This window comes from Pseudomaricurvus sp. HS19, assembly GCF_009857815.1.
Classification (GTDB): domain Bacteria; phylum Pseudomonadota; class Gammaproteobacteria; order Pseudomonadales; family Cellvibrionaceae; genus Pseudomaricurvus.
Window position 1 is genome coordinate 68,920 of the sequence record NZ_WVVW01000011.1, and the last position, 20,026, is coordinate 88,945.

At 59.0% G+C, this 20,026-nt stretch carries 16 protein-coding genes; 12 read left to right on the forward strand and 4 right to left on the reverse strand.

The window, feature by feature from the left end; genetic code table 11:
- Window positions 1–24: 24 nt before the first annotated feature.
- Window positions 25–291 (reverse strand): 30S ribosomal protein S20, encoded by a 267-nt coding sequence (rpsT, locus tag GSF27_RS14455; RefSeq protein WP_160970375.1) that lies wholly within the window; start codon window positions 289–291, stop codon window positions 25–27.
- Between the two features lie 345 nt (window positions 292–636).
- On the opposite strand from rpsT, the gene murJ reads away from it, so the two are divergent.
- The 12 genes from murJ to GSF27_RS14515 all read left to right on the forward strand — a co-directional run bounded on the left by murJ (window position 637) and on the right by GSF27_RS14515 (window position 16,292).
- On the forward strand, window positions 637–2,181 hold the full coding sequence (gene murJ, locus GSF27_RS14460; protein ID WP_255493853.1) for a murein biosynthesis integral membrane protein MurJ: 1,545 nt from the start codon (window positions 637–639) through the stop codon (window positions 2,179–2,181).
- Between the two features lie 156 nt (window positions 2,182–2,337).
- Window positions 2,338–3,309, forward strand: a complete 972-nt coding sequence (gene ribF / locus GSF27_RS14465; protein ID WP_237457579.1) for a bifunctional riboflavin kinase/FAD synthetase — start codon at window positions 2,338–2,340, stop codon at window positions 3,307–3,309.
- Window positions 3,310–3,366: 57 nt separating this feature from the next.
- Window positions 3,367–6,162, forward strand: a complete 2,796-nt coding sequence (gene ileS / locus GSF27_RS14470) for an isoleucine--tRNA ligase (protein ID WP_160970379.1) — start codon at window positions 3,367–3,369, stop codon at window positions 6,160–6,162.
- Window positions 6,162–6,659, forward strand: coding sequence for a signal peptidase II (gene lspA, locus GSF27_RS14475; RefSeq protein ID WP_160970381.1), 498 nt, complete (start codon window positions 6,162–6,164; stop codon window positions 6,657–6,659). Before ileS ends, lspA begins: the two co-directional genes overlap by 1 nt.
- Window positions 6,660–6,676: 17 nt before the next feature.
- The gene (locus tag GSF27_RS14480; RefSeq protein ID WP_160970383.1) at window positions 6,677–7,126 is read left to right on the forward strand and encodes a peptidylprolyl isomerase; all 450 of its coding nucleotides are present in this window, start codon (window positions 6,677–6,679) and stop codon (window positions 7,124–7,126) included.
- 23 nt (window positions 7,127–7,149) lie between these two features.
- Window positions 7,150–8,097: a 4-hydroxy-3-methylbut-2-enyl diphosphate reductase gene (gene ispH, locus GSF27_RS14485; RefSeq protein WP_160970385.1), complete on the forward strand. Its 948-nt coding sequence runs from the start codon at window positions 7,150–7,152 to the stop codon at window positions 8,095–8,097.
- 166 nt (window positions 8,098–8,263) lie between these two features.
- Window positions 8,264–8,869, forward strand: a complete 606-nt coding sequence (locus GSF27_RS14490; protein WP_160970709.1) for a GspH/FimT family pseudopilin — start codon at window positions 8,264–8,266, stop codon at window positions 8,867–8,869.
- Window positions 8,860–9,381 (forward strand): type IV pilus modification protein PilV, encoded by a 522-nt coding sequence (gene pilV, locus GSF27_RS14495; protein WP_160970387.1) that lies wholly within the window; start codon window positions 8,860–8,862, stop codon window positions 9,379–9,381. The genes GSF27_RS14490 and pilV overlap by 10 nt, the downstream gene beginning before the upstream one ends.
- Window positions 9,378–10,493 carry a PilW family protein gene (locus GSF27_RS14500; protein WP_160970711.1) on the forward strand — a complete coding sequence of 372 codons (1,116 nt, stop codon included), beginning with the start codon at window positions 9,378–9,380 and terminating at the stop codon, window positions 10,491–10,493. Before pilV ends, GSF27_RS14500 begins: the two co-directional genes overlap by 4 nt.
- A gap of 2 nt (window positions 10,494–10,495) precedes the next feature.
- Entirely contained in the window at window positions 10,496–11,017 is a 522-nt protein-coding gene (locus tag GSF27_RS14505) for a PilX N-terminal domain-containing pilus assembly protein (RefSeq protein ID WP_160970389.1), read from the forward strand.
- Between the two features lie 20 nt (window positions 11,018–11,037).
- On the forward strand, window positions 11,038–15,828 hold the full coding sequence (locus tag GSF27_RS14510) for a PilC/PilY family type IV pilus protein (protein WP_160970391.1): 4,791 nt from the start codon (window positions 11,038–11,040) through the stop codon (window positions 15,826–15,828).
- Window positions 15,829–15,872: 44 nt separating this feature from the next.
- On the forward strand, window positions 15,873–16,292 hold the full coding sequence (locus tag GSF27_RS14515) for a type IV pilin protein (protein ID WP_237457580.1): 420 nt from the start codon (window positions 15,873–15,875) through the stop codon (window positions 16,290–16,292).
- A gap of 51 nt (window positions 16,293–16,343) precedes the next feature.
- Here the strand turns inward: GSF27_RS14515 and GSF27_RS14520 are convergent, their stop codons facing one another.
- The 3 genes from GSF27_RS14520 to GSF27_RS14530 all read right to left on the reverse strand — a co-directional run bounded on the left by GSF27_RS14520 (window position 16,344) and on the right by GSF27_RS14530 (window position 19,960).
- Complete coding sequence (locus GSF27_RS14520) at window positions 16,344–16,904, reverse strand: GspH/FimT family pseudopilin (RefSeq protein ID WP_255493850.1); 561 nt, start codon at window positions 16,902–16,904, stop codon at window positions 16,344–16,346.
- Between the two features lie 87 nt (window positions 16,905–16,991).
- Window positions 16,992–18,365 (reverse strand): sigma-54 dependent transcriptional regulator, encoded by a 1,374-nt coding sequence (locus GSF27_RS14525; protein ID WP_160970397.1) that lies wholly within the window; start codon window positions 18,363–18,365, stop codon window positions 16,992–16,994.
- Between the two features lie 8 nt (window positions 18,366–18,373).
- Entirely contained in the window at window positions 18,374–19,960 is a 1,587-nt protein-coding gene (locus GSF27_RS14530) for a PAS domain-containing sensor histidine kinase (RefSeq protein ID WP_160970399.1), read from the reverse strand.
- Window positions 19,961–20,026 lie beyond the last annotated feature (66 nt).

Here is a 20,026-nt window from a genome sequence, read left to right on the forward strand (position 1 = left end):
GTCTGAACCCGAAGTTGCCCTGGCTTAAGCAGCCAGCGCCTTAACTTGGGCGTTCAGACGGCTCTTGTGACGAGCGGCTTTATTCTTGTGAATAATGCCCTTGTCAGCGATGCGGTCGATTACTGGTACGGCCGCGGCGTAGGCAGCTTTGGCTGCTTCAGCGTCGCCTGCATTGATAGCGGCAACTACTTTCTTGATGTAGGTGCGCGCCATGGAGCGCAGGCTGGCGTTATGCTTGCGAGCGTTGTCGTTCTGGCGCGCACGTTTTTTGGCTTGGGGTGAATTGGCCACCGTATTGCTCCTGTTGAAATTCGGGTACAAATCAAGGACGCGACATTATGCCTATTTCGAGAGCTCTGTCAACCGCGGTGCGGGCTTTTCCGGCAAGTGGGTCGGCAGCGGGGGCGGGTTGTTTTGTGCGCTGGCGTCTGGTGCAACGCTGGCTGCCGCAGGGGGCTTTGAGTAAACTGCGGCTCTTTGTGCGCCCCTGAGTTTTGGCGCTGAGTGTGATCCGGTGTTGGCTGTGAGGGATGAGTGAAACAGGAAGAGCGGCATAATGAAGAAGAGGTGGGCGCCAAAACCGTAACCGATGGTGCAACCGTTGCTCAGGATGAGCAGCCGCCAGCCCCCCGGCTGCTGCGCTCCAGTGCGGCCGTGGGAGCCATGACCATGTCGTCGCGGGTGCTGGGCCTGGTCCGCGATGTGGTGTTTGCGCGCTTTATCGGTGCCGAAGGGGCGGCCGATGCCTTCTTTGTGGCTTTCAAGATTCCCAATTTCCTCCGCCGCCTGTTTGCCGAGGGTGCCTTTGCGCAGGCGTTTGTGCCGGTGCTGTCGGAGTATCGCACCCGCGGTTCACTGGCGGCGGTGCAGGGGCTGGTCAACCGGGTGGCGGGTTGCCTGGGGTTAAGCCTGGTGCTGCTGACGGTACTGGCGGTAGTGGGTGCGCCGCTGTTGACCACGCTGTTCGCTCCGGGGTTTCGCGGTGATGAGCTGCGTTTCGGCCTCGCCTCCGACATGATTCGCATCACCTTCCCCTATCTGTTGCTGATCTCCCTCACCGGCCTGGCGGGGGCCATCCTCAACAGCTACGACCGCTTTGTGGTGCCGGCGATTACGCCGGTGCTGCTCAATGTGGTACTGATTGGCGCTGCGGTGCTGGCGTCGCCTTATTTTGACCCGCCGGTACTGGCGTTGGCCTGGGGGGTTCTGGCAGCGGGGGTGGTGCAGCTGCTGTTCCAGATGCCTTTCCTGATGCAGCTGGAGTTGATGCCGCGGCCGAAGGTGGAGTGGTCGGATCCCGGAGTAAAGCAGGTGTTGACCCTCATGGTGCCGGCGCTGTTCGGGGTTTCCGTGAGCCAGATTAACCTGCTGCTGGATACGGTACTGGCGTCCCTGTTGCCGGCCGGCAGTGTCTCCTGGCTCTATTACTCGGACCGGCTGGCAGAGCTGCCGCTGGGTGTGTTTGCCATCGCCATCGCCACCGTGATTCTGCCGGGGTTGTCGCGCCAGCATGCGGGCAATAATCCGGCGCAGTTCAGTGCCACGCTGGAGTGGGCCATCCGCATGGTGCTGCTGGTGGCGGTGCCGGCGGCGCTGGCGCTGATTGTGCTGGCCGAGCCCATCCTGATGACCCTGTTCCAGTATGGCAAAACCTCCATCCACGATGTGGCTATGTCGGCCTGGAGTCTGCGGGCTTACGCTATCGGTTTGACCGCCTTTATGTTGATCAAGGTGCTGGCGCCGGGTTTCTACGCCCGCCAGGACATGAAGACCCCGGTGCGGATTGGCATTATCGCCATGGTGGTCAATATGGGCTGCAATATCGCCTTTGTGGTGCCGCTCTATTTCTACTGGAACATTGGTCACGCCGGGCTGGCCCTGGCCACCTCTGCTTCCGCGCTGCTGAATGCCGGACTCCTGTGGCGTGGCCTGCGGCGCGAAGGTGTCTATCAAAGGGTGACACCCTGGCGGCCCCTGCTATTGCCACTGGTGGGAGCGTCGGTGCTGATGGTGCTGGCGCTGTGGTGGCTGATGCCTGCGGCTGGCGAGTGGGCTGGCTGGGCGTGGCAGCAGCGGGTAGGGCAGTTGGCGCTGGTCTGTCTGGCGGGTCTGGCTGCCTATGGTGCAGCCCTGTTGCTGCTGGGTCTGCGCCCCCGCCACCTGCGGCCGGCTGTGACCTGAGCCCGCTGCAGCCGGGGCCCGGCTATGGCCTGGGGCCCCGGCTCTCGTCTGGCTCTGGGCTTCCCAAGTGGGGTATACTCTCGCCCCACTGTGCCGGCTGAACGGGGCGGTGGAAGGCCGGGCAGGGCGCCCGCCGGACGGAATTGAATCAACCTGTTGAGCCGATCAGTGACCCAGTTGTTACAGCAATTTATTCGTGGCCTGCACAACCTGCGCCCCGAACATTACGGCAATGTAGTGACCATCGGCTCCTTTGATGGTGTGCATCTGGGGCATCAGACCATACTGCGGCAGCTGGCAGACAAGGCGCGCGAGTTTCAGGTGCCGGCCACGGTGGTTATTTTCGAGCCGCAACCCCACGAATTCTTCTCTGCCGAGCAGGCCCCGGCGCGACTGATGCGTCTGCGCGAGAAGGTGCTGGCCTTGCTGCAGGGCGGTGCCGACCGGGTCTGCTGCCTGCATTTCAACCAGCGCATGCGCTCCCTGTCGGCGGCAGAGTTCGTCGAGCAGGTGCTGGTGGCGAAGCTGGGTGTGAAGCACCTCATCATTGGTGACGACTTCCGCTTTGGCAGTGGTCGCAGCGGTGACTACGAGTTCCTGATGGAGGCTGGTCGTCAGTATGATTTCGGTGTCTCGGATACCGAGACGTTTGAGATCGGCGACGAACGGGTCAGCAGTACCCGCATTCGCCAGGAGCTGGAGCAGTCCCACTTTGCTACGGCCGCGCAGCTGTTGGGTAAGCCTTACACCGTGGCGGGGCACGTGGGTTATGGCCAGCAGCTGGCACGGCAGTGGCAGGTGCCCACTGCCAATGTGCAATTGCGCCGCTATCGCTCGCCGCTCAATGGGGTGTTTGCGGTGTCGGTGACCTTGCCCGATGGCCGGGTGCAGCAGGGTGTGGCCAATGTGGGCGTGCGTCCCACCATCGGTGACCAGATCCGGCCGATCCTTGAGGTGCACCTGCTGGAGTTCAGCGGCAACCTGTACGGCCAGATGATTACCGTAGAGTTCCTGCACAAGTTGCGGGAGGAACAGAAATTTGAATCCCTGGAGATGCTGCGGCAGCAGATCCTCAGGGACGTGGAAGCGGCCAGGCACTATTTCGCCGGCCAGGCGCAAGCGCATTGAGCCTGCCGGTTGCCGCTGCCGTAAACCCGATTTGATAACACCTGATTAGACAGACCTATGACCGATTACAAAGCCACGTTGAATCTTCCGCAGACCGGATTTGCCATGAAGGCAAACCTGGCACAACGCGAGCCGCAAACCCTGAAAAAGTGGCACAAGGAGGGGCTCTACCAGAGCATCCGCCAGGCCCGTGCCGGTCGTGACCAGTTCATCCTGCACGATGGCCCTCCCTACGCCAACGGCGATATTCACATCGGACACTCGGTCAACAAGATCCTCAAGGACATCATCATCAAGTCGAAAACCCTGAGTGGTTTCGACGCGCCCTACGTGCCCGGCTGGGACTGTCATGGCCTGCCCATTGAGCACAATGTAGAGAAGAAGGTGGGCAAGGCCGGCGTGAAGGTGGATTTCAAAACCTTCCGCCAGAAGTGTCGCGACTACGCCCGCAAGCAGGTAGAGGGCCAGAAGGCCGACTTTATCCGCCTGGGTGTGCTGGGTGACTGGGACAACCCTTACCTCACCATGGACTACGGTGTCGAGGCGGACATCATTCGTGCGCTGGGCAAGATTGTTGATAACGGTCACCTGCACCGCGGCTTCAAGCCGGTCTACTGGAGTGTGGTGGGCGGCTCGGCGCTGGCGGAAGCGGAAGTGGAGTATCAGGACAAGGTTTCCTCCTCCATCTATGTCTGCTACCCGGTGGCCGATCAGGCGGCATTTGCCGGGTTGGTGGATGGGCTTGACGGCAGTGGCGATGTCTCTGTTGTGATCTGGACCACCACACCCTGGACCCTGCCCGCCAGTCAGGCGGTGAGTGTGAATCCCGAGCTGGACTACGTGGTGGTGCAGGCCGGCGACCGTCGCCTGCTGGTGGCGGAAGCGTTGCAGGAGTCTGTGCTGGCCAAGGCCGGTTTTGAAGGTGCCGCTGTGGTTGGGCGTGTCAAAGGCGAGCAGCTGGAAAGCCTGCAAGTCTGTCACCCGTTCTATGACAAACAGTTGCCGGTGATCCTCGGCGACCACGTCACTACCGACGCCGGTACCGGCTGTGTGCACACGGCACCCGATCACGGTGTGGACGACTTTAACGTTGGCCGCAAATACGGCATCGGTACGCTCAACTATGTGGACGACCACGGCATCTATCGCAACAGCGTGGAGCTGTTTGCCGGCGAGCACGTCTATAAAGTGGACGAAAAGGTACTGGAGGTGCTGACCGAGCGCGGTGTACTGCTTCACGCCAGCAAGTTTACCCACAGCTACCCCCACTGCTGGCGTACCAAGACGCCACTGATCTTCCGTGCTACGCCGCAGTGGTTTGTCAGCATGACCCAGAAAAACCTGCTCAACGATGTGAAGCAGGCGTGCAACGATGTGCAGTGGATCCCCGACTGGGGCCGCGCCCGTATCGACAGTATGCTGGACTCCAGCCCCGACTGGTGTATCTCCCGCCAGCGCACCTGGGGTGTGCCCATTACCCTGTTCATCCATAAAGAGACCCAGGAGCTGCACCCGGAAACCAGTGCGCTGATCGAGGCGGTGGCGAAGAAGGTGGAAGCGGCCGGGATGGATGCCTGGTTTGACCTGGATGCCGCCGAACTGCTGGGCGCCGACGCCGATCAGTACGACAAGGTTACCGATACCCTGGATGTGTGGTTTGACTCCGGTGTTACCCACTACTCGGTACTGCAGAAACGCGACAACCTGCGTTTCCCGGCGGATCTCTATCTGGAAGGCTCCGACCAGCATCGCGGCTGGTTCCAGTCCTCCCTGAAGACCTCCATGGCCATGAACGGTGTGCCGCCTTACCGGCAGGTACTGACCCACGGTTTTACCGTGGATGAGAAAGGCCACAAGATGTCCAAGTCACTGGGCAACGTCATGTCGCCGCAGAAGGTGGTGAACGAGCTGGGTGCGGATGTACTGCGCCTGTGGGTCTCCGCCACTGATTTCAGTGGCGAGATGCGTGTGTCCGACGAGATCCTCAAGCGTACCGCTGACTCCTATCGCCGTATCCGCAACACCGCGCGCTTCCTGCTTTCCAACCTGGCCGGCTTTAACCCGGCCACTGATGCATTGCAGCCGGAAGAGATGCTGGCACTGGATCGCTACGCCATGGAGCGTGCGGCACGCCTGCAGGAAGAGATTGTGGCAGCCTACGACAGCTACAACTTCCACAGTATTTACCAGAAACTGCACAACTACTGTGTGGTGGACCTGGGTGGTTTCTACCTGGATATCATCAAGGATCGCCAGTACACCACCAAAACCGACAGTGTGGCCCGTCGCTCCGCGCAAACGGCCCTGTATCACATCATCGAGGCGTTCAGCCGCTGGATAGCGCCGATTCTCAGCTTTACCGCTGATGAACTGTGGGAGCAGATCCCTGGTGAGCGCAGTGGTAACGTATTTGTGGCTGAGTGGTATGACCTGCCTCGCTTGCCTGTTGGTGTGGCCATGTCCGCTGACTACTGGGAGCTGATCTCCGACGTCAAGGATGCGGTCAACAAGGTGATTGAGGCCAAGCGCAACGCCGGTGCCATTGGCGGTTCACTGGAGGCGGCGGTAACTCTCTGCTGCAGTGGTGAACTGGCTGAGCAGTTGAATGCGCTGGCCGATGAACTGCGTTTTGTATTGATCACCTCTGCGGCCAGGGTTGCAGGCCCATCCGCTGAGGCAGAAGAGACCGAAGTGGAAGGTCTCTCCGTATTGGTGGAGAAGGCTTCCGGCGTGAAGTGCGTACGCTGCTGGCACTACCGTGAGGACGTGGGCCAGAGCGACGATCATCCGGAGCTCTGTGGCCGCTGTGTTGACAACGTCGCCGGTGCCGGCGAGCAGCGTCAGTTTGCCTGATGGGTAGTGTTAACTTTAAAGGTGCCACGCGCTGGTATGTATTGGCGGTGGTGGTGCTGGTGATCGACCAGCTCACCAAATGGTGGGCCAGTGCCGGACTGACCTATGGTGACCCGTGGGTGATTACCGGATTCTTTAACCTCACCCTGCTGCACAACACCGGCGCTGCCTTCAGTTTCCTCAGTGATGCCGGAGGTTGGCAGCGCTGGTTCTTTGGTGTGGTGGCCATTGCCGTCAGCGTAGGTCTGGTGATCTGGCTGGCGCGGTTGCAGGCCGGCAAAACCCTGGAGGCGCTGGCGCTGGCGCTGGTGCTGGGCGGTGCCGTTGGCAACCTGGTGGACCGTGCGGTGCTGGGCTATGTGGTGGATTTTCTGGTGGTGCACTATCGCCACTACTACTGGCCCGCTTTCAATATTGCCGACAGCGCTATCTGCGTGGGTGCGGCACTGATGATTTACGACTCCCTGCGTGGCTCCCGGGCCGCCGCGGACAATTGATGTTGAAGTAGAAAGTTATGACCGATTTAACCGTAGGCGAAGGCACTCAGGTGACCCTCAATTTTGCGCTCAAGCTGGAAAATGGCGATGTCATTGATTCCAACCTGGGACAGGAGCCGGCCACGTTTGTGGTTGGGGATGGCAATTTGCTGCCGGGTTTCGAGAAGGCCCTGCAGGGTCTGAAGGCCGGTACCAATGACACCTTTGTGATCAAGCCGGAAGATGGCTTTGGCCAGCGCAACGACAACAATATCCAGGAGATGCCCCGTAACCAGTTCTCCGACGAGCTGGAGCTGGTAGAGGGGCTGATGCTCTCCTTTGCCGATGCCCAGAATGCCGAGCTGCCAGGACTGGTAGTGGCGTTTGATGACAAGACGGTAACCGTCGACTTTAATCACCCGTTGGCCGGGCGTAACATCCTGTTTGAGGTTGCCATCGTTGATGTGCAGCCCGCTGTGACTCACTGATCCTGATACCGTTGGCAAACCCCATGACCACATCTGTACCGCAAATCCATCTCGCCAACCCGCGCGGTTTCTGTGCCGGTGTGGATCGCGCCATTGATATCGTCAATCGCGCACTGGATGTGTTTGGTGCGCCCATCTATGTGCGTCACGAAGTGGTGCACAACAAGTTTGTGGTCGACACCCTGCGCGAGCGTGGCGCGGTGTTTGTGGATGAACTGCACGAGGTGCCGGATAACGTCATCGTCATCTTCAGCGCCCACGGTGTCTCCCAGGCGGTGCGGAAAGAGGCGGATGAGCGCGGGCTGAAAGTGTTCGATGCTACCTGTCCGCTGGTGACCAAAGTGCATATGGAAGTGATGCGCTACTCCCGGGACGGCTCCGAGTGCATTTTGATTGGCCACGAAGGGCATCCCGAGGTCGAAGGCACCATGGGGCAGTATGACAATAGTAATGGCGGTGCCATCTACCTGGTGGAAGATGAGGAGGATGTGCAGAAGCTGCAGGTGCGTGATCCTCAACAGCTGAGCTACGTCACCCAGACTACCTTGTCCATGGACGATACTGCCCGGGTCATTGACGCCCTGCGCAGCCGCTTTCCCGATATTCGTGGCCCACGCAAGGACGACATCTGCTACGCCACCCAGAACCGCCAGGACGCAGTCAAACAGCTGGCACTGGAGAATGACCTGGTGCTGGTGGTGGGCTCCCCTAACAGCTCCAACTCCAACCGCCTGCGGGAGCTGGCAGAACGCTGCGGCAGCAGTGCCTACCTGATCGATGGCGCCGGGGATATCGATCCGGCCTGGCTGGACGGTAAGACCGCTATTGGCATTACCGCAGGTGCTTCAGCGCCGGAAGTGCTGGTGCAGAGTGTGGTGCGTCGCCTGCGGGAGCTGGGGGCAGAGGCTGCCCTGGAGGTCGCCGGCAAGCCTGAAAACGTGCGTTTTTCCCTTCCCAAAGAGTTGCGTTAACTTCCCCCTGGCGAAACTGGCCGGCGACTCCCGGAGTGACCTCTATCACACTCCGGGCGTGACCTCTCTGTAAAGTTCCCGTCTGCTCCTGCCGTTTGTCGGCTAAAGTGGTCACTGGTCTGTATTCCGCAGACTGGTGACAGGGGGCTTTGTAGTATCTATAGCTATGAAAAAATTATCTTCCGGTTTTACCTTGATCGAACTCATGCTCGCGCTGGTGGTGGCGGGGGTACTGCTCTCCTATGGCGTGCCGCAGATGTCCCTGCTTATCAATAAAAGCCGGCTAACCATGTCCCACAATAACTTCCTTGGCGACCTCAATGTGGTGCGTTCCGAGGCGGTCAAGCGCAGCGCCCCTGTGGCCATCTGCGCCTCCAGTGATGGGGCTACCTGCAATACCGCCAACTGGGAAGAGGGCCGTATTGTTTATATCGATACGGTGATTGACGGGGTCATGACGGCCAGTGACGGTGAAACGGTATTGAAGCAGATGCGCGGTGCAGAGCAGGGCATCACCATTCGCGGCACGAGCTTTACCTTTACCCGTGCCCTGGGCTTCACTGGCGGGGCCTCAACCGCCTTCAATAATACGATTGTCTACGGGCCTGACGGTCGGCCCAGCCACCGGGGGTCCTTCCGGATCTGTGGTAAAGGTATTTCCCGGGGGATCAATCTTTCGATACTGGGGCAGCCACAGAAGGCCGTCGATACAGACAGCCCGGCTGATGGTGTGATCGATGACCTCAACGGAGACAACCTGGTATGTCCATAAGCATCCCGGCCAAACGCCAATCCGGCTTCTCCATGCTGGAGGTTCTCATTGCCATCCTGGTGCTGGCCATCGGCCTGCTCGGTGTGTCCGCGATGCAACTGTCCAGTCTCAAGGTTAACCAGGGTGCCTATTACCGATCGCAGGCGGTTATGGTCGCCAGCGAAGTACTGGATCGTCTGCGTGCCAATCGCGACGCCTACCTCGGGGGGGCCTACGATGGTGCAGATACCAGCGGTATCGTGCCTGGTGCCCAGGCCTGTGTGACCGACGCCGCAGGTTGCACGGACGCCGCGCAGGCATCCCAGGATATCCGTGAGTGGGCCGCCTACTTCAATGATCTGGCCGGTGTCGGCAACAGTTTCAGGCCCCTGTTACCGGGTGGCCGTGTGCAGGTCGTCCGCGATGTGCTGACCAATAACGTAACGGTGACCGTGAGCTGGGGACAGGAGACCTGGACCGGTGGAGTGCGTCAGGCCGGCACCGCCCAATACCAGTTGGTGGTAAGAATATGACCGTAACGGAGCACAAGCACAGCCGCGGTTTTACCGTGGTTGAACTGATGATTGCGCTGACCTTGGGAGTCCTGCTGTTAATGGGCCTGGTGCAGATTTTCCAGAGTTCCAACAACCTGTCCCGCACCGAGACTGGCCTCTCCCGTGTGCAGGAGGTGGGGCGCTATGCGATGGACCTGATCGCTTCCGACATCCGCATGGTGGGTTACTACGGCTGTGCCGATCCCAACAACCTCGACGTCACCATTATGGCTGAGCAGGGGGCGGGTGATTTTGCCACCAGTTCACTGGAGGGCTTTGAGGTCAGCTCCTCCGGAGTGTTTGCTCCGGCTGTGGCTGTTGGCGACACCCTGGCGGGTATCCAGAGCGGTACCGCAACCACCGGTGCGATTACGGCACGGCCTGGCAGCGATGTGGTGCGAATCAAATACGCCGAGCTGACCACCGCCAGCCTGGTGGGTAACACTGATCCCAATAACGCCAACGTGGTCTTTAACGGCAACCCGACCTGTATCGACAAGGATGACCTGGTGGTCATCTCTGACTGCAGCTCCGCCCATATTTTCCGCAACACCAATAATACCTGTAACGATGACGGTACGCCGAACGTTAACAACAGCGGCAGTGTAACCTTCGCCCATGCCATCTCCGGCGGCGGCCCTTATGGCGGTAATAACACCAACAAGATTGAGCCCGGCTACGGCCCGGGGGCGAGCCTGCTCAGTTATCGTGATATCACCTACTTCGTCGGCGACACCGGTCGCAATACAACGGCCGGTGACCCTATCTATGCGCTTTATCGCATCGTCAATGGTGGAGCCACTGAAGAGTTACTTGAAGGGGTTGAGTTCATGAAGCTCCAGTATGCAGAGCGATTGGACTCCGGCAACCTGCGCACAGTCACTGCCAGTGACGCGACGCTCAATATGCTCAGTGTGTCTTCGGTCAAGTTGGGGATGTTGATTCAGGATTTTGACAACACCCTGCCGCAAGCGGATACCACCAGCTATGAAGTGGCCGGTATCAATGTTTCCGCTGCAGCCCATAGTGGTGGTAAGTACATGCGCAAGGCGTTTTCTACCACCGTCAAATTGCGCAACAGGAGGAATTGATTATGCCGAGGCAGCAATCCCTGCCGTCCCGCGAACGGGGCGTGGTGTTGGCAGTCGCTCTTATTCTGTTGCTGGTGATTACCCTGATCGGGGTGGCCAGTTTCCAGACCACTGGTCTGGAGGAGCAGATGGCAGCCAACTCGCAGTTTAACAGTATGGCATTCCAGGCCAGCGACACCGCTATTGAAGAGGCCCTGGATGATCTGGCCTATCTCGATGACGCCTATGTGGCGGGGGATCAGGGTACTGCCTGGCCCACCAAAACTATCACAACCCCGGGGGCCCAGATCTCTGCGCTGGCAACAGCGGAGTTTGTCGAGTTGACCAAAAACGTGGTGGAGAACAACAGCGCCTCCAGCGTCAGTATCGACGGTGCCAGCTACGCCTTTTACAACTACGAAGTTCACGGCACAGCCACAGTCCCCAATTCCGGCACCACCAACACCAATGTGCAGGGCGCTTATGTTATGGGCCCCGGTCCTGAAGACCCGACCAAGTACGGGCGTATCGCAGATCGACCATAAGGCCAGGTAAGGAAAATATTATGCTGAAGAATCGATTGACCCACCTGGCCGCCGGCTTTCTCTACGCTTCATTGGGGCTGGTGCCTGCCTACGCGGATGACACCGAGATCTACTTTGGCGGTGCTGCTATCGGGGCATCCGGTGAAGAAGTGCGCCCCAACGTGCTGTTTGTGCTGGATACCTCCGGATCCATGACTTTTACTCTTGATCCGGACGCTGACTCCGGCAATGGCGAACGTCTCGCAGCGCTGAAGCAGGCCATGAACGCCACGCTGGACAGTATCAGTAACGTCAATGTGGGGATCATGCGGTTTACCGCGCCTGGTGGTGCAGTGCTCTATCCGGTACGTAATGTTGACGATCTGGCGGGTGAGCCGACGGCAACAGTGTCCAGCCGTGTTGCCGCGGCCGAAGATGACGCTGTAGAGATTCTCTCCAGCGGTACGGTTACCTTGTCAGATGCTGATCTGGAACTGGTAGAGAACTACTCTGCCAGTGCTCAGAAGGCCAGTTTCAGTGTGATCGATCCGGTGAATGACCTGGCGGAAGAGGTGCTGGAATCATCGGGAGCGGCAACTCCCGGGGATATGATTAAAACCGCCGGCACGGGAACCGTCAGTGTTGATCTGGAATTGATGTACGACACCGACGCCCGTCACAGTCAAAAGGTAGGTCTGCGTTTTGCGCCGGTAGTCGGAACGGGCTTGCCATTGGGCAGTACGGTCTTGTCGGCCGAGTTGCAGATGCGACAGACCAATCGTTTGGCTTCCTCAGGCTCACAGGATGACTTAAGCGTTGATATCTTCGGTGAACTTAACGATTCGGGTTCTTTTACCGCCGACCCGTTCAATATCACCAATCGTGCTACCACAGGTAAAAGTGTTGTCTGGAATATCAATACTCCGGGCAGTGCCAGCGCACTGCTGCAGAGTGTGGATATCAGTCCGGTGGTGCAGGAAATACTGGCTGCGCGCACCACCAGCGACGATGCCATGACTTTCATCCTGGCAGAGAATGCAGGCAGTGCCGGCGGTCGGCGGGAGATGGCCAAGACCAACGGCACAGAAACCCCGCAGCTCAATATGACCTACACCACAGCCGCCAGTGGTGAGTTGCAGGCGGTTGGCTTGCGTTTTACCGAGGTAGATGTACCCAAGGGCGCCACCATTACCCGCGCCTATATCGAATTTACTGCGGCCACCAGTAGCGATGATACGGCTGACTACACCGTGGTTGGGGAAGCCAGCGGCAACGCCGCACAATTCCAGGCTGTCAGTGGTGACATCAGCGGCCGTACCAGCACTACTGCCAGCACCCTGTGGAGTGCTGATGCCTGGGAGGCCGGAAACACCTACAGCACCAGCGACCTTACCGATGTGGTGCAGGAAATCGTCGGTCTCAGCGACTGGTGTGGTGGTAACACCATGGCGTTTATGGTGAATGGCAGTGTGGGTGGCGGACGCCGGGTGGCGGCTGCGTTCGAGAGCTCCGCAGCAACGGCGCCAAAGCTGGTGATTGAGTACGATGTCGACTCGCTGCCGGCGACTGGCAGTTGTGCCCGCGTTTCCAGCAGTTACCAGCTTATCAACGATGCGGATGATGCCGAACAGGCGAAAACAACCGGCAGCGATGTTGTGCCCAGCCTGGCAGGTACGCAACTGAACCTGGATAGCAGCAACCTGCTGGTGGGGCTGCGTTATAGCGGCGTATCGATTCCGCAGGGCGCAACCATTATCAGTGCCCACCTGCGTTTGCGGGCGACCAGTAACGGCAGCGGCTCCACCACCATCGCCATTGCGGGAGAAGATGTCGATAATGCGCCCGGTTTTACCACCGATAAAAAGGATATCTCTGATCGAAGCCTGACTACCGCGGTCAACTGGACTACCAGTGACTGGATCGATGAGCAGTATTACGAGACAGCGGATATCAAAACGGTCTTGCAGGCCATTGTGAACCGCGCTGGCTGGTCCGCCGGGAACGCCATGGCCTTGATCCTGCGGCACAGTAGCGGCACTGCTAAAGCCGCATACACCCGCGACGCCGCAGCACTGAGTGCAGCACAGCTGATCGTTTCCTACACCACCGACGGCTTCTCGACCGACCAGGTGCTGGTGCGGGACCGGCTCAAGGAGATCGTCAACAACGAGCTGGTCGCCCAGGGTTCAACGCCGATTGTGGATACCTACTACGAAGCTGCCCGTTATATGCGTGGCGAAGGCGTGGTCTACGGCAAACAGCGCAGCAGCAGCAGATGGGATAAGGCTTCTAGCCGGGTCTCAACCTCGCTTTCCTGGACCGGTGGCAGTCTGGTACGTCCGGCCGGTTGTACGGATGCCAATCTGGGTTCCAGTGATTGTGCCGGTGAGTACATCAGTGGCGATGCCGTCTATACCTCGCCCATGGAGTACAGTTGCCAGGAGAACCACATTGTTTATCTCACTGACGGCCAGCCTCATGGCGGTCCGGAGGATGAGAGCCTGATTACCGCGATGACCGGCGGCTCGTGTGCTGATGCAGACCTCATAACTGATGATTACTACAGGCCATTTGGCAAATGTGGTGAGGAGATCGCGGAATTTCTGGGCACCAAGGATCAGGCTCCCGGGTTGGCGGGGGATCAGTTGATCAACACTCATACCATTGCGCTGGTTGGTGGTGCCACCCCCTGGCTGGCCAGTATCGCCGAAAAAGGTAATGGCAGTTCCTATTCGGTAACGGGAAGTTCGGTTTCCGAGGTGGCGGACACGCTGGTAACGGTCTTTAAGTCCATTCTCGGTGGAGTAATGGATATTGATACCAGTTTTGCGGCACCATCGGTCTCCGTAAACCAGTTTAACCGCCTGACCCACCGCAACGAGATTTACTACGCGGTGTTCAAACCGTTGGAGGAGCCCAACTGGCCGGGTAACGTGAAGAAGTACGGTTTGAAAGGTGCGTCCGTGGATATTGTTGATGCCAACAATAGCCTGGCCGTCGATGAGGATACCGGATACTTCAAGGACACCGCCAAGAGCCTGTGGTCCAGTGTCACAGACGGCAACAGCGTCAGACTGGGTGGTGCCAACTCGAAAATGCCCGATCCGGACAATCGCAAGCTGTATGTCTACCACGCTAACTCGTCGGTGACGACGCTGACAGACACGGATAACCTGCTGGTGGATGGCAACACCCTGATCACCAAGGCGATGCTGGGAATTGATGCCGCAACGGACGCTGAGCGTACGGAGCTGATCCAGTGGATTCGCGGTAATGATGTGGATGATGAGGATGGTGATCCCACCACCACCAGCCGCCACATCATGGCAGACCCGCTGCACTCGCGTCCGACCATTGTCACCTACGACTCTGACCCTAATGGGGATGGCAACGAGTCGGATGCGGAATACTACCTGTTCTTTGGTACCAACGGCGGCTTGTTGCACGCCATAAGTGCCGGGACAGGCGCCCAGTCAGGGGTGGAAAAGTTTGCCATTGTGCCCGAAGAGTTGATGGCTAACTTTAAGGACTACAAGGCCAATCAGGCTGGTGCTACCCGACCCTATGGACTGGACGGATCGCCTACGGTTTGGATCAAGGATGTGGACAGCGATGGCAAGATCGAGGCCGCCGATGGTGACCATGTCTACCTCTATATCGGTATGCGTCGTGGCGGTCGTAACTACTACGCCTATGACCTCACCAACATCAATTCGCCCAAATTTATGTGGAAGATTGAAGGCGGCACGGGCGACTTTGGTGAGCTGGGGCAGACCTGGTCCAAGCCGCTGTTGACCAAGATTCGCTATAAAGCCAGCTCGGGTAACGACATCATTACCAAAAATGTGCTGGTGTTTGGTGCCGGTTATGACACCAACCAGGATGAAGTCGATGTCGTCACCGTGAGCAGTATGGGGCGTGGTGTCTACATGGTGGATGCAGAAACCGGTGACCTGCTCTGGAGCGCAGGCCCCGGCTTCTCAGGCAACGCCGAAAACGTGGCCGACATGAAATACCCGGTTCCGGCCCAGTTAACCGGTGTGGATATCAATAACGACACCATTCTGGATATGCTCTATTTCGGGGATACCGGGGGCCAGGTGTGGCGCGTCGACTTTGATAACAACGGCACCAAGAGTCGCGCGCAGTTCTCAACAGTTACCCGCATTGCCACGCTGGCAGGCAATGACGCGGCCAACGCCCGCCGCTTCTATCACGGCGCTGATGTGGCATTGACACGGGTGGGATCTGAAAAATACCTGACAATTCTTTTGGGTTCCGGTTACCGGGCGCACCCGCTGGAAAAAGCCGTCAGCGATCGTTTCTATTCACTCAAGCAGCCTATCAGTGCAGACTCGGCCTACAGCGTTACCGAGAGTGATCTCTATGACGCGACAGAGAACCTGATTCAGGACGGCAGCGATGATGAGAAGGCTGCGGCTACTACCGAGCTGGCGCAGGCCAAGGGCTGGTATATCACCATGGAGAACGAGGGCGAAAAAGTGTTGTCCCGCCCCGCCGTCTTTAATGGCAAGGTGTTGTTCTCGACCTATGAGCCTAAGGCTTCCGTGAAGAAGTGTGTGGCAGTGGTAGGCCTTAACCGCGAGTACATTGTCAGCGTGCTGGATGCCACCGCAGTGGTCAATCGGGGTGATCTGGATGATGATCTCACCAAGGCCGATCGCTCGGCGGATGTTTACCTGCCGGGTATTGTGGACGATCCGGTGTTGATCATGACAGAGGAGGGGTCGCAGTTGTATCTGGGTACCCAGAAGAGTGACCTTGATTTGCCGCTGGATCGTGCTGTGCGAACCTTCTGGTACCAGGAATAACAGGATAAAAACAACTTATGATAAAGCGTAGTAGTGGATTTACTTTGATCGAACTGTTGATCGTTATAGTGATATTGGGGATTTTGACCTCGGTAGCCCTTCCCGGGTATCAGGATCACGTGCGTAAAACACGCCGCGCTGATGCGCAGGGCGCGTTGACGGGGTTGGCCCAGGCGATGGAGAGGCACTTCACCTCCAATGTGACCTATGCCACGGGTTCGGCTGCCACCGTGCCCACCATTTTTGCAACCCAGGCACCGATCGATAGTCCAACCAAGTACTACGATTTGCGGGTGACTGCGTCTACCGCGACCACCTATACCCTGCAGGCGATTCCAATCGCCGGCACCTCGCAGGTTGAGGACGGGCGCTTGCGGCTGGATAACTTTGGAAACAGGGCCTGGGATCGTAACGCCAATGGCGCTTACGATGCGGATGAGCTGTGCTGGGCAGAAGAGTGCTAACCCTTCCCTTCCAAAGTACGAACGTAATGGCGCCCCTGCGGCGCCATTTTTTTAGCATTTCGAAGCACTGTAACGGCGCTCCTCCCGCCGCAATCGCCCAATCCGGTTGATCACCAGCACCGCTATAACGTCAGTGGCTTGTGCCGGACAGATCTCCATGGTGCCATTCTGGTTGAAAACGTAGCCACGGGGATCGTAGGCGATGTGGTTGCGGTTGCCGAACGCCCGCCAATTAATGGACCAGTCATTGGGCAACATAACCAGCTTCAGTAACTGATCCGCTCCATCTTTATCAAACAATCCATCTCCTTCGGGATCGGCGAAGACCATGAGCTGGCCGCTACCCCACGCCGCGTCACAGCTGTCACCTGACGAGCTGGGGCAGAGCGTCGCCGGACGGCCGCTGAACACCGCCTTCTGTTGCGTGTACCTGAGAATAGCGATGACCTGATTCACACTGGCGCTGCGGGTCTGCCTGTTCAGCAGTGGCTGCAGGGACGGCATGGCGATACCCAGCAGCAGAGCGGACAGGGCCAGCACGATAATCAGTTCGATCAGTGTCAAACCCCGTTGCGGTCTCTGCCGGCAACAGGAATCGGGGTGTAGTGCCATCGTTGTCTCCTCCCTGAAATCAACGATGGGGCATTTTGAACGGGACGAGCGCAACTGTCTTCGTCCCAAAGTAGGAGTGTGGCGGGATCAGTTCTCTTCTGAATCGAGATCCAGTTTCTTCAGCCGGTAGCGGAAGGAGCGAAAACTGATGCCCAGTTTCTGCGCGGCCGCAGTGCGGTTCCAGCGGGTGCTCTCCAGCGCTGCCAGAATGACCTCTTTTTCGATCTCTTCCAGATACTCATCAAGGTTGCTGACGCTGTCGTACTCACGGGAAGAGCCCCCCAGGGGGATGCCTGAGGGCTGGCTGATCTGCGGCAGTTGCAGGTCTTCAGGGCGGATGCGATCGTTTTCGCAGAGGGTGAAGGCCCGCTCCAGGATGTTTTCCAGCTCCCGGACGTTGCCCGGAAAACTGTAGCCGCTCAGGGATTGCAGTGCCGGCGCGGTCAACTCCGCCGCAGGCAGGTCAGCCTCGGAGGAGAACTGCTGCAGGAAGTGTCGGCTCAGCAGTTCAATATCTTCCTTGCGCTCACGCAGGGGAGGGATGTCCAGCTGAATCACATTGATGCGGTAAAACAGGTCGCTGCGAAACTTCTCCCGCTCCACCTCGCGGGCCAGGTCCTTGTGGGTGGCGCTGAGGAGGCGGATATCCACCCGGATCTCCTGTTCGGCGCCAATGGGGCGCACCGCTTTCTCCTGGATGGCGCGCAGCAGTTTGACCTGCATGTCCAGCGGCAGGTCAGCGACTTCGTCGAGAAACAGGGTGCCGCCGTTGGCCGCCTGAAACAGTCCCTGCTTGTCACTGCTGGCGCCGGTAAAGCTGCCTTTTTTGTGGCCGAAGAATTCGCTCTCCATCAGCTCCCGGGGGATTGCGCCGCAGTTCACCGGGATAAACGGCCCCTCGGCGCGGCCACCATGGTAGTGGATGGCGCGGGCCACCAGCTCTTTACCGGTACCGGATTCGCCACTGATATAGACCGGTGCCTGGCTGCGGGAGACCTTGGCAATCTGCTGTCGCAACCGCACCATGCCGGGTGCATTCCCCAGCAGGGAGGACTCTGGCAGGTCCATGCCGGGGGCACTGGCTTCCTGGTTGAGTCGGAGAGCGGTCTGGATCAGGGTGCGCAGTTGTTCCAGTTCTACCGGCTTGGAGAGAAAGTCGAAGGCGCCGGTTTTCATGGCGCTGATGGCGGTGTCCATGTTGCCGTGGGCGGTGAAGACCGCTACCGGCAGTGTGGGGCGGTATTTCTGAATCCACTGCACTATCTCCAGTCCATCACCGTCCGGCAGGCGCAAGTCCGTCAGGCAGAGCTGGTATTCCGTATCGCTGTTGAGGTGGCGCAGCCCTTCCGTGACGGTGGCGGCGCAGCTGACTTCCACACCCATACGCAGCAGGGTGATCTCCAGCAGTTCACGGATATCCGGTTCGTCATCAATAATCAGGGCGTGTGTGGCATTGGTCATGGCTGTGGTCAGAAAATACGATCGGGATGGGCGAAGTCTATACGAAAACAGCTGCGATTGTCGGGACGGCGCTCGTAACTGAGCGTGGCGTGATTGGCCTCACACAACTCCCTCGACAGGTACAGCCCCAGTCCCGAGCCACTGGCTTCAGTGGTGAAAAACGGCTCGAAGATGTGCGCCAGGCTCTCCTCCGGGATGCCGTTGCCAGCGTCGATCACCAGCAGGTAGGGCAGGCGTGAATCGCTGTCGATACCGGTTTCATAACTGACATTGGCATTGCCACAGGCCTGCTGGCTGTGGCGCACGCCGTTATCCGTCAGATTGGTGAGGACCTGCCGCAGGTGACTGGTGTCCACCCGCACTTTCAGTTCCGGGTCACTACTGTGGTTGTGAATGGGAATTTCAACATCGCTCTGTTGCTGATAATCCTGCCGGAACTGTTCGAGCCAGGCCGGCAGCTGCAGCAGCTCGGTCTGGGTGGGGCGTCGCCGCGACAGCTGCATCACATTTTCGATAATCTGGTTCACCCGGCGGGCATTGGTGCCCACAATCTCCACCAGCCGCTGGTCGGCGCGGTTCAGGTCCGGGGATTCGGCCAGCAGCTGCCCGGCGTGGCTGATAGCGCCCAGGGGGTTGCGGATCTCGTGGGCGATACTGGCAGTGAGGCGGCCCAGGGAGGCCAGCTTGATATTCTGCGCCTCGCGGTTCAGGCCGCGGGTGTCCTCCACAAAGATCAGTGTGTCCTGGTCGTGGTCGGTACTCAGTTCGGCAAAGCGCAGGCGTACCTCTGTCTGGGTCGGGCCCACCTTTAAATCCGGGGCGCGGGTATCGGGGTGAAGCCGCCAGCTGGATGCCAGTTCGGCCACCTCCTCAATGTCGCCGAGGTGGCGTTGCGGGGACTGCGGCCAGTGGAGCAGGCGCTCGGCAGATTGATTGATCAGCTCAATACGGCCATCGGGTTTGGCGACGACGATACCGGTCTGCATACGTTCGATGATGGATTGTGCCATCTGCTGTATGCGCTGCGCGTGGGCCGCCTGACGGGAAAGCTCCTCCGCACTCTGGCGCAGGCGGCGACTGAGGTAACCAAACGAGAGCGAGCAGGCGAACAGCATGGCCCCCAGGATGCCGGCCACAAAGATCTGCCGGCTGGATTCCAGGCTGAGGCGGTCCAGGTAGAGGGTCTGGGTCAGCACGGCCAGACTGGCAAGGGCGGTGAGGGCTGTACTCACCTGCCGGCTGAGAAAAATGCCTCCGGCGGCCACCACCACCAGCTGTAGAAAGCCGAGACCGCTGCCAAGCCCTCCACTGGCATGGATCATCAGGATCAGCGCCAGTACATCGACAAACAGTACCAGGAACAGTTGTTCTTCACGGGGGGAAAACTCCCTTCGCCAGAGTATCACCAGCGTCAGCAGGCAGGCGGCGGAGTAGATCAGGGCGGTGTAGAAGAACAGCGATGGATCCTGCACGCCCAGGGTCGCTGGAGTTACCCCGGCGACAAACATTGTCAGCAGCAGGCCGCCAAGCCCCAACCGGTAATAGGCGTAGATACGTAGCAGGGGATAGTTCAGGTCTACGGCTTGGGTGGTCATGGGTTTTGCTTAATCCTTGCGTTTGGCCGAAAATAGCGCCCGCTCCGACGCTGCCATTGCCGGAGC

Coding starts and splice junctions, on each gene's coding strand:
- ileS (WP_160970379.1), top strand. CDS start 3,367: ATGACCGATTACAAAGCCACGTTGAATCTTCCGCAGACCGGATTTGCC.
- lspA (WP_160970381.1), top strand. CDS start 6,162: ATGGGTAGTGTTAACTTTAAAGGTGCCACGCGCTGGTATGTATTGGCG.
- GSF27_RS14480 (WP_160970383.1), top strand. CDS start 6,677: ATGACCGATTTAACCGTAGGCGAAGGCACTCAGGTGACCCTCAATTTT.
- ispH (WP_160970385.1), top strand. CDS start 7,150: ATGACCACATCTGTACCGCAAATCCATCTCGCCAACCCGCGCGGTTTC.
- GSF27_RS14490 (WP_160970709.1), top strand. CDS start 8,264: ATGAAAAAATTATCTTCCGGTTTTACCTTGATCGAACTCATGCTCGCG.
- pilV (WP_160970387.1), top strand. CDS start 8,860: ATGTCCATAAGCATCCCGGCCAAACGCCAATCCGGCTTCTCCATGCTG.
- GSF27_RS14500 (WP_160970711.1), top strand. CDS start 9,378: ATGACCGTAACGGAGCACAAGCACAGCCGCGGTTTTACCGTGGTTGAA.
- GSF27_RS14505 (WP_160970389.1), top strand. CDS start 10,496: ATGCCGAGGCAGCAATCCCTGCCGTCCCGCGAACGGGGCGTGGTGTTG.
- GSF27_RS14510 (WP_160970391.1), top strand. CDS start 11,038: ATGCTGAAGAATCGATTGACCCACCTGGCCGCCGGCTTTCTCTACGCT.
- GSF27_RS14520 (WP_255493850.1), bottom strand. CDS start 16,904: ATGGCACTACACCCCGATTCCTGTTGCCGGCAGAGACCGCAACGGGGT.
- GSF27_RS14525 (WP_160970397.1), bottom strand. CDS start 18,365: ATGACCAATGCCACACACGCCCTGATTATTGATGACGAACCGGATATC.
- GSF27_RS14530 (WP_160970399.1), bottom strand. CDS start 19,960: ATGACCACCCAAGCCGTAGACCTGAACTATCCCCTGCTACGTATCTAC.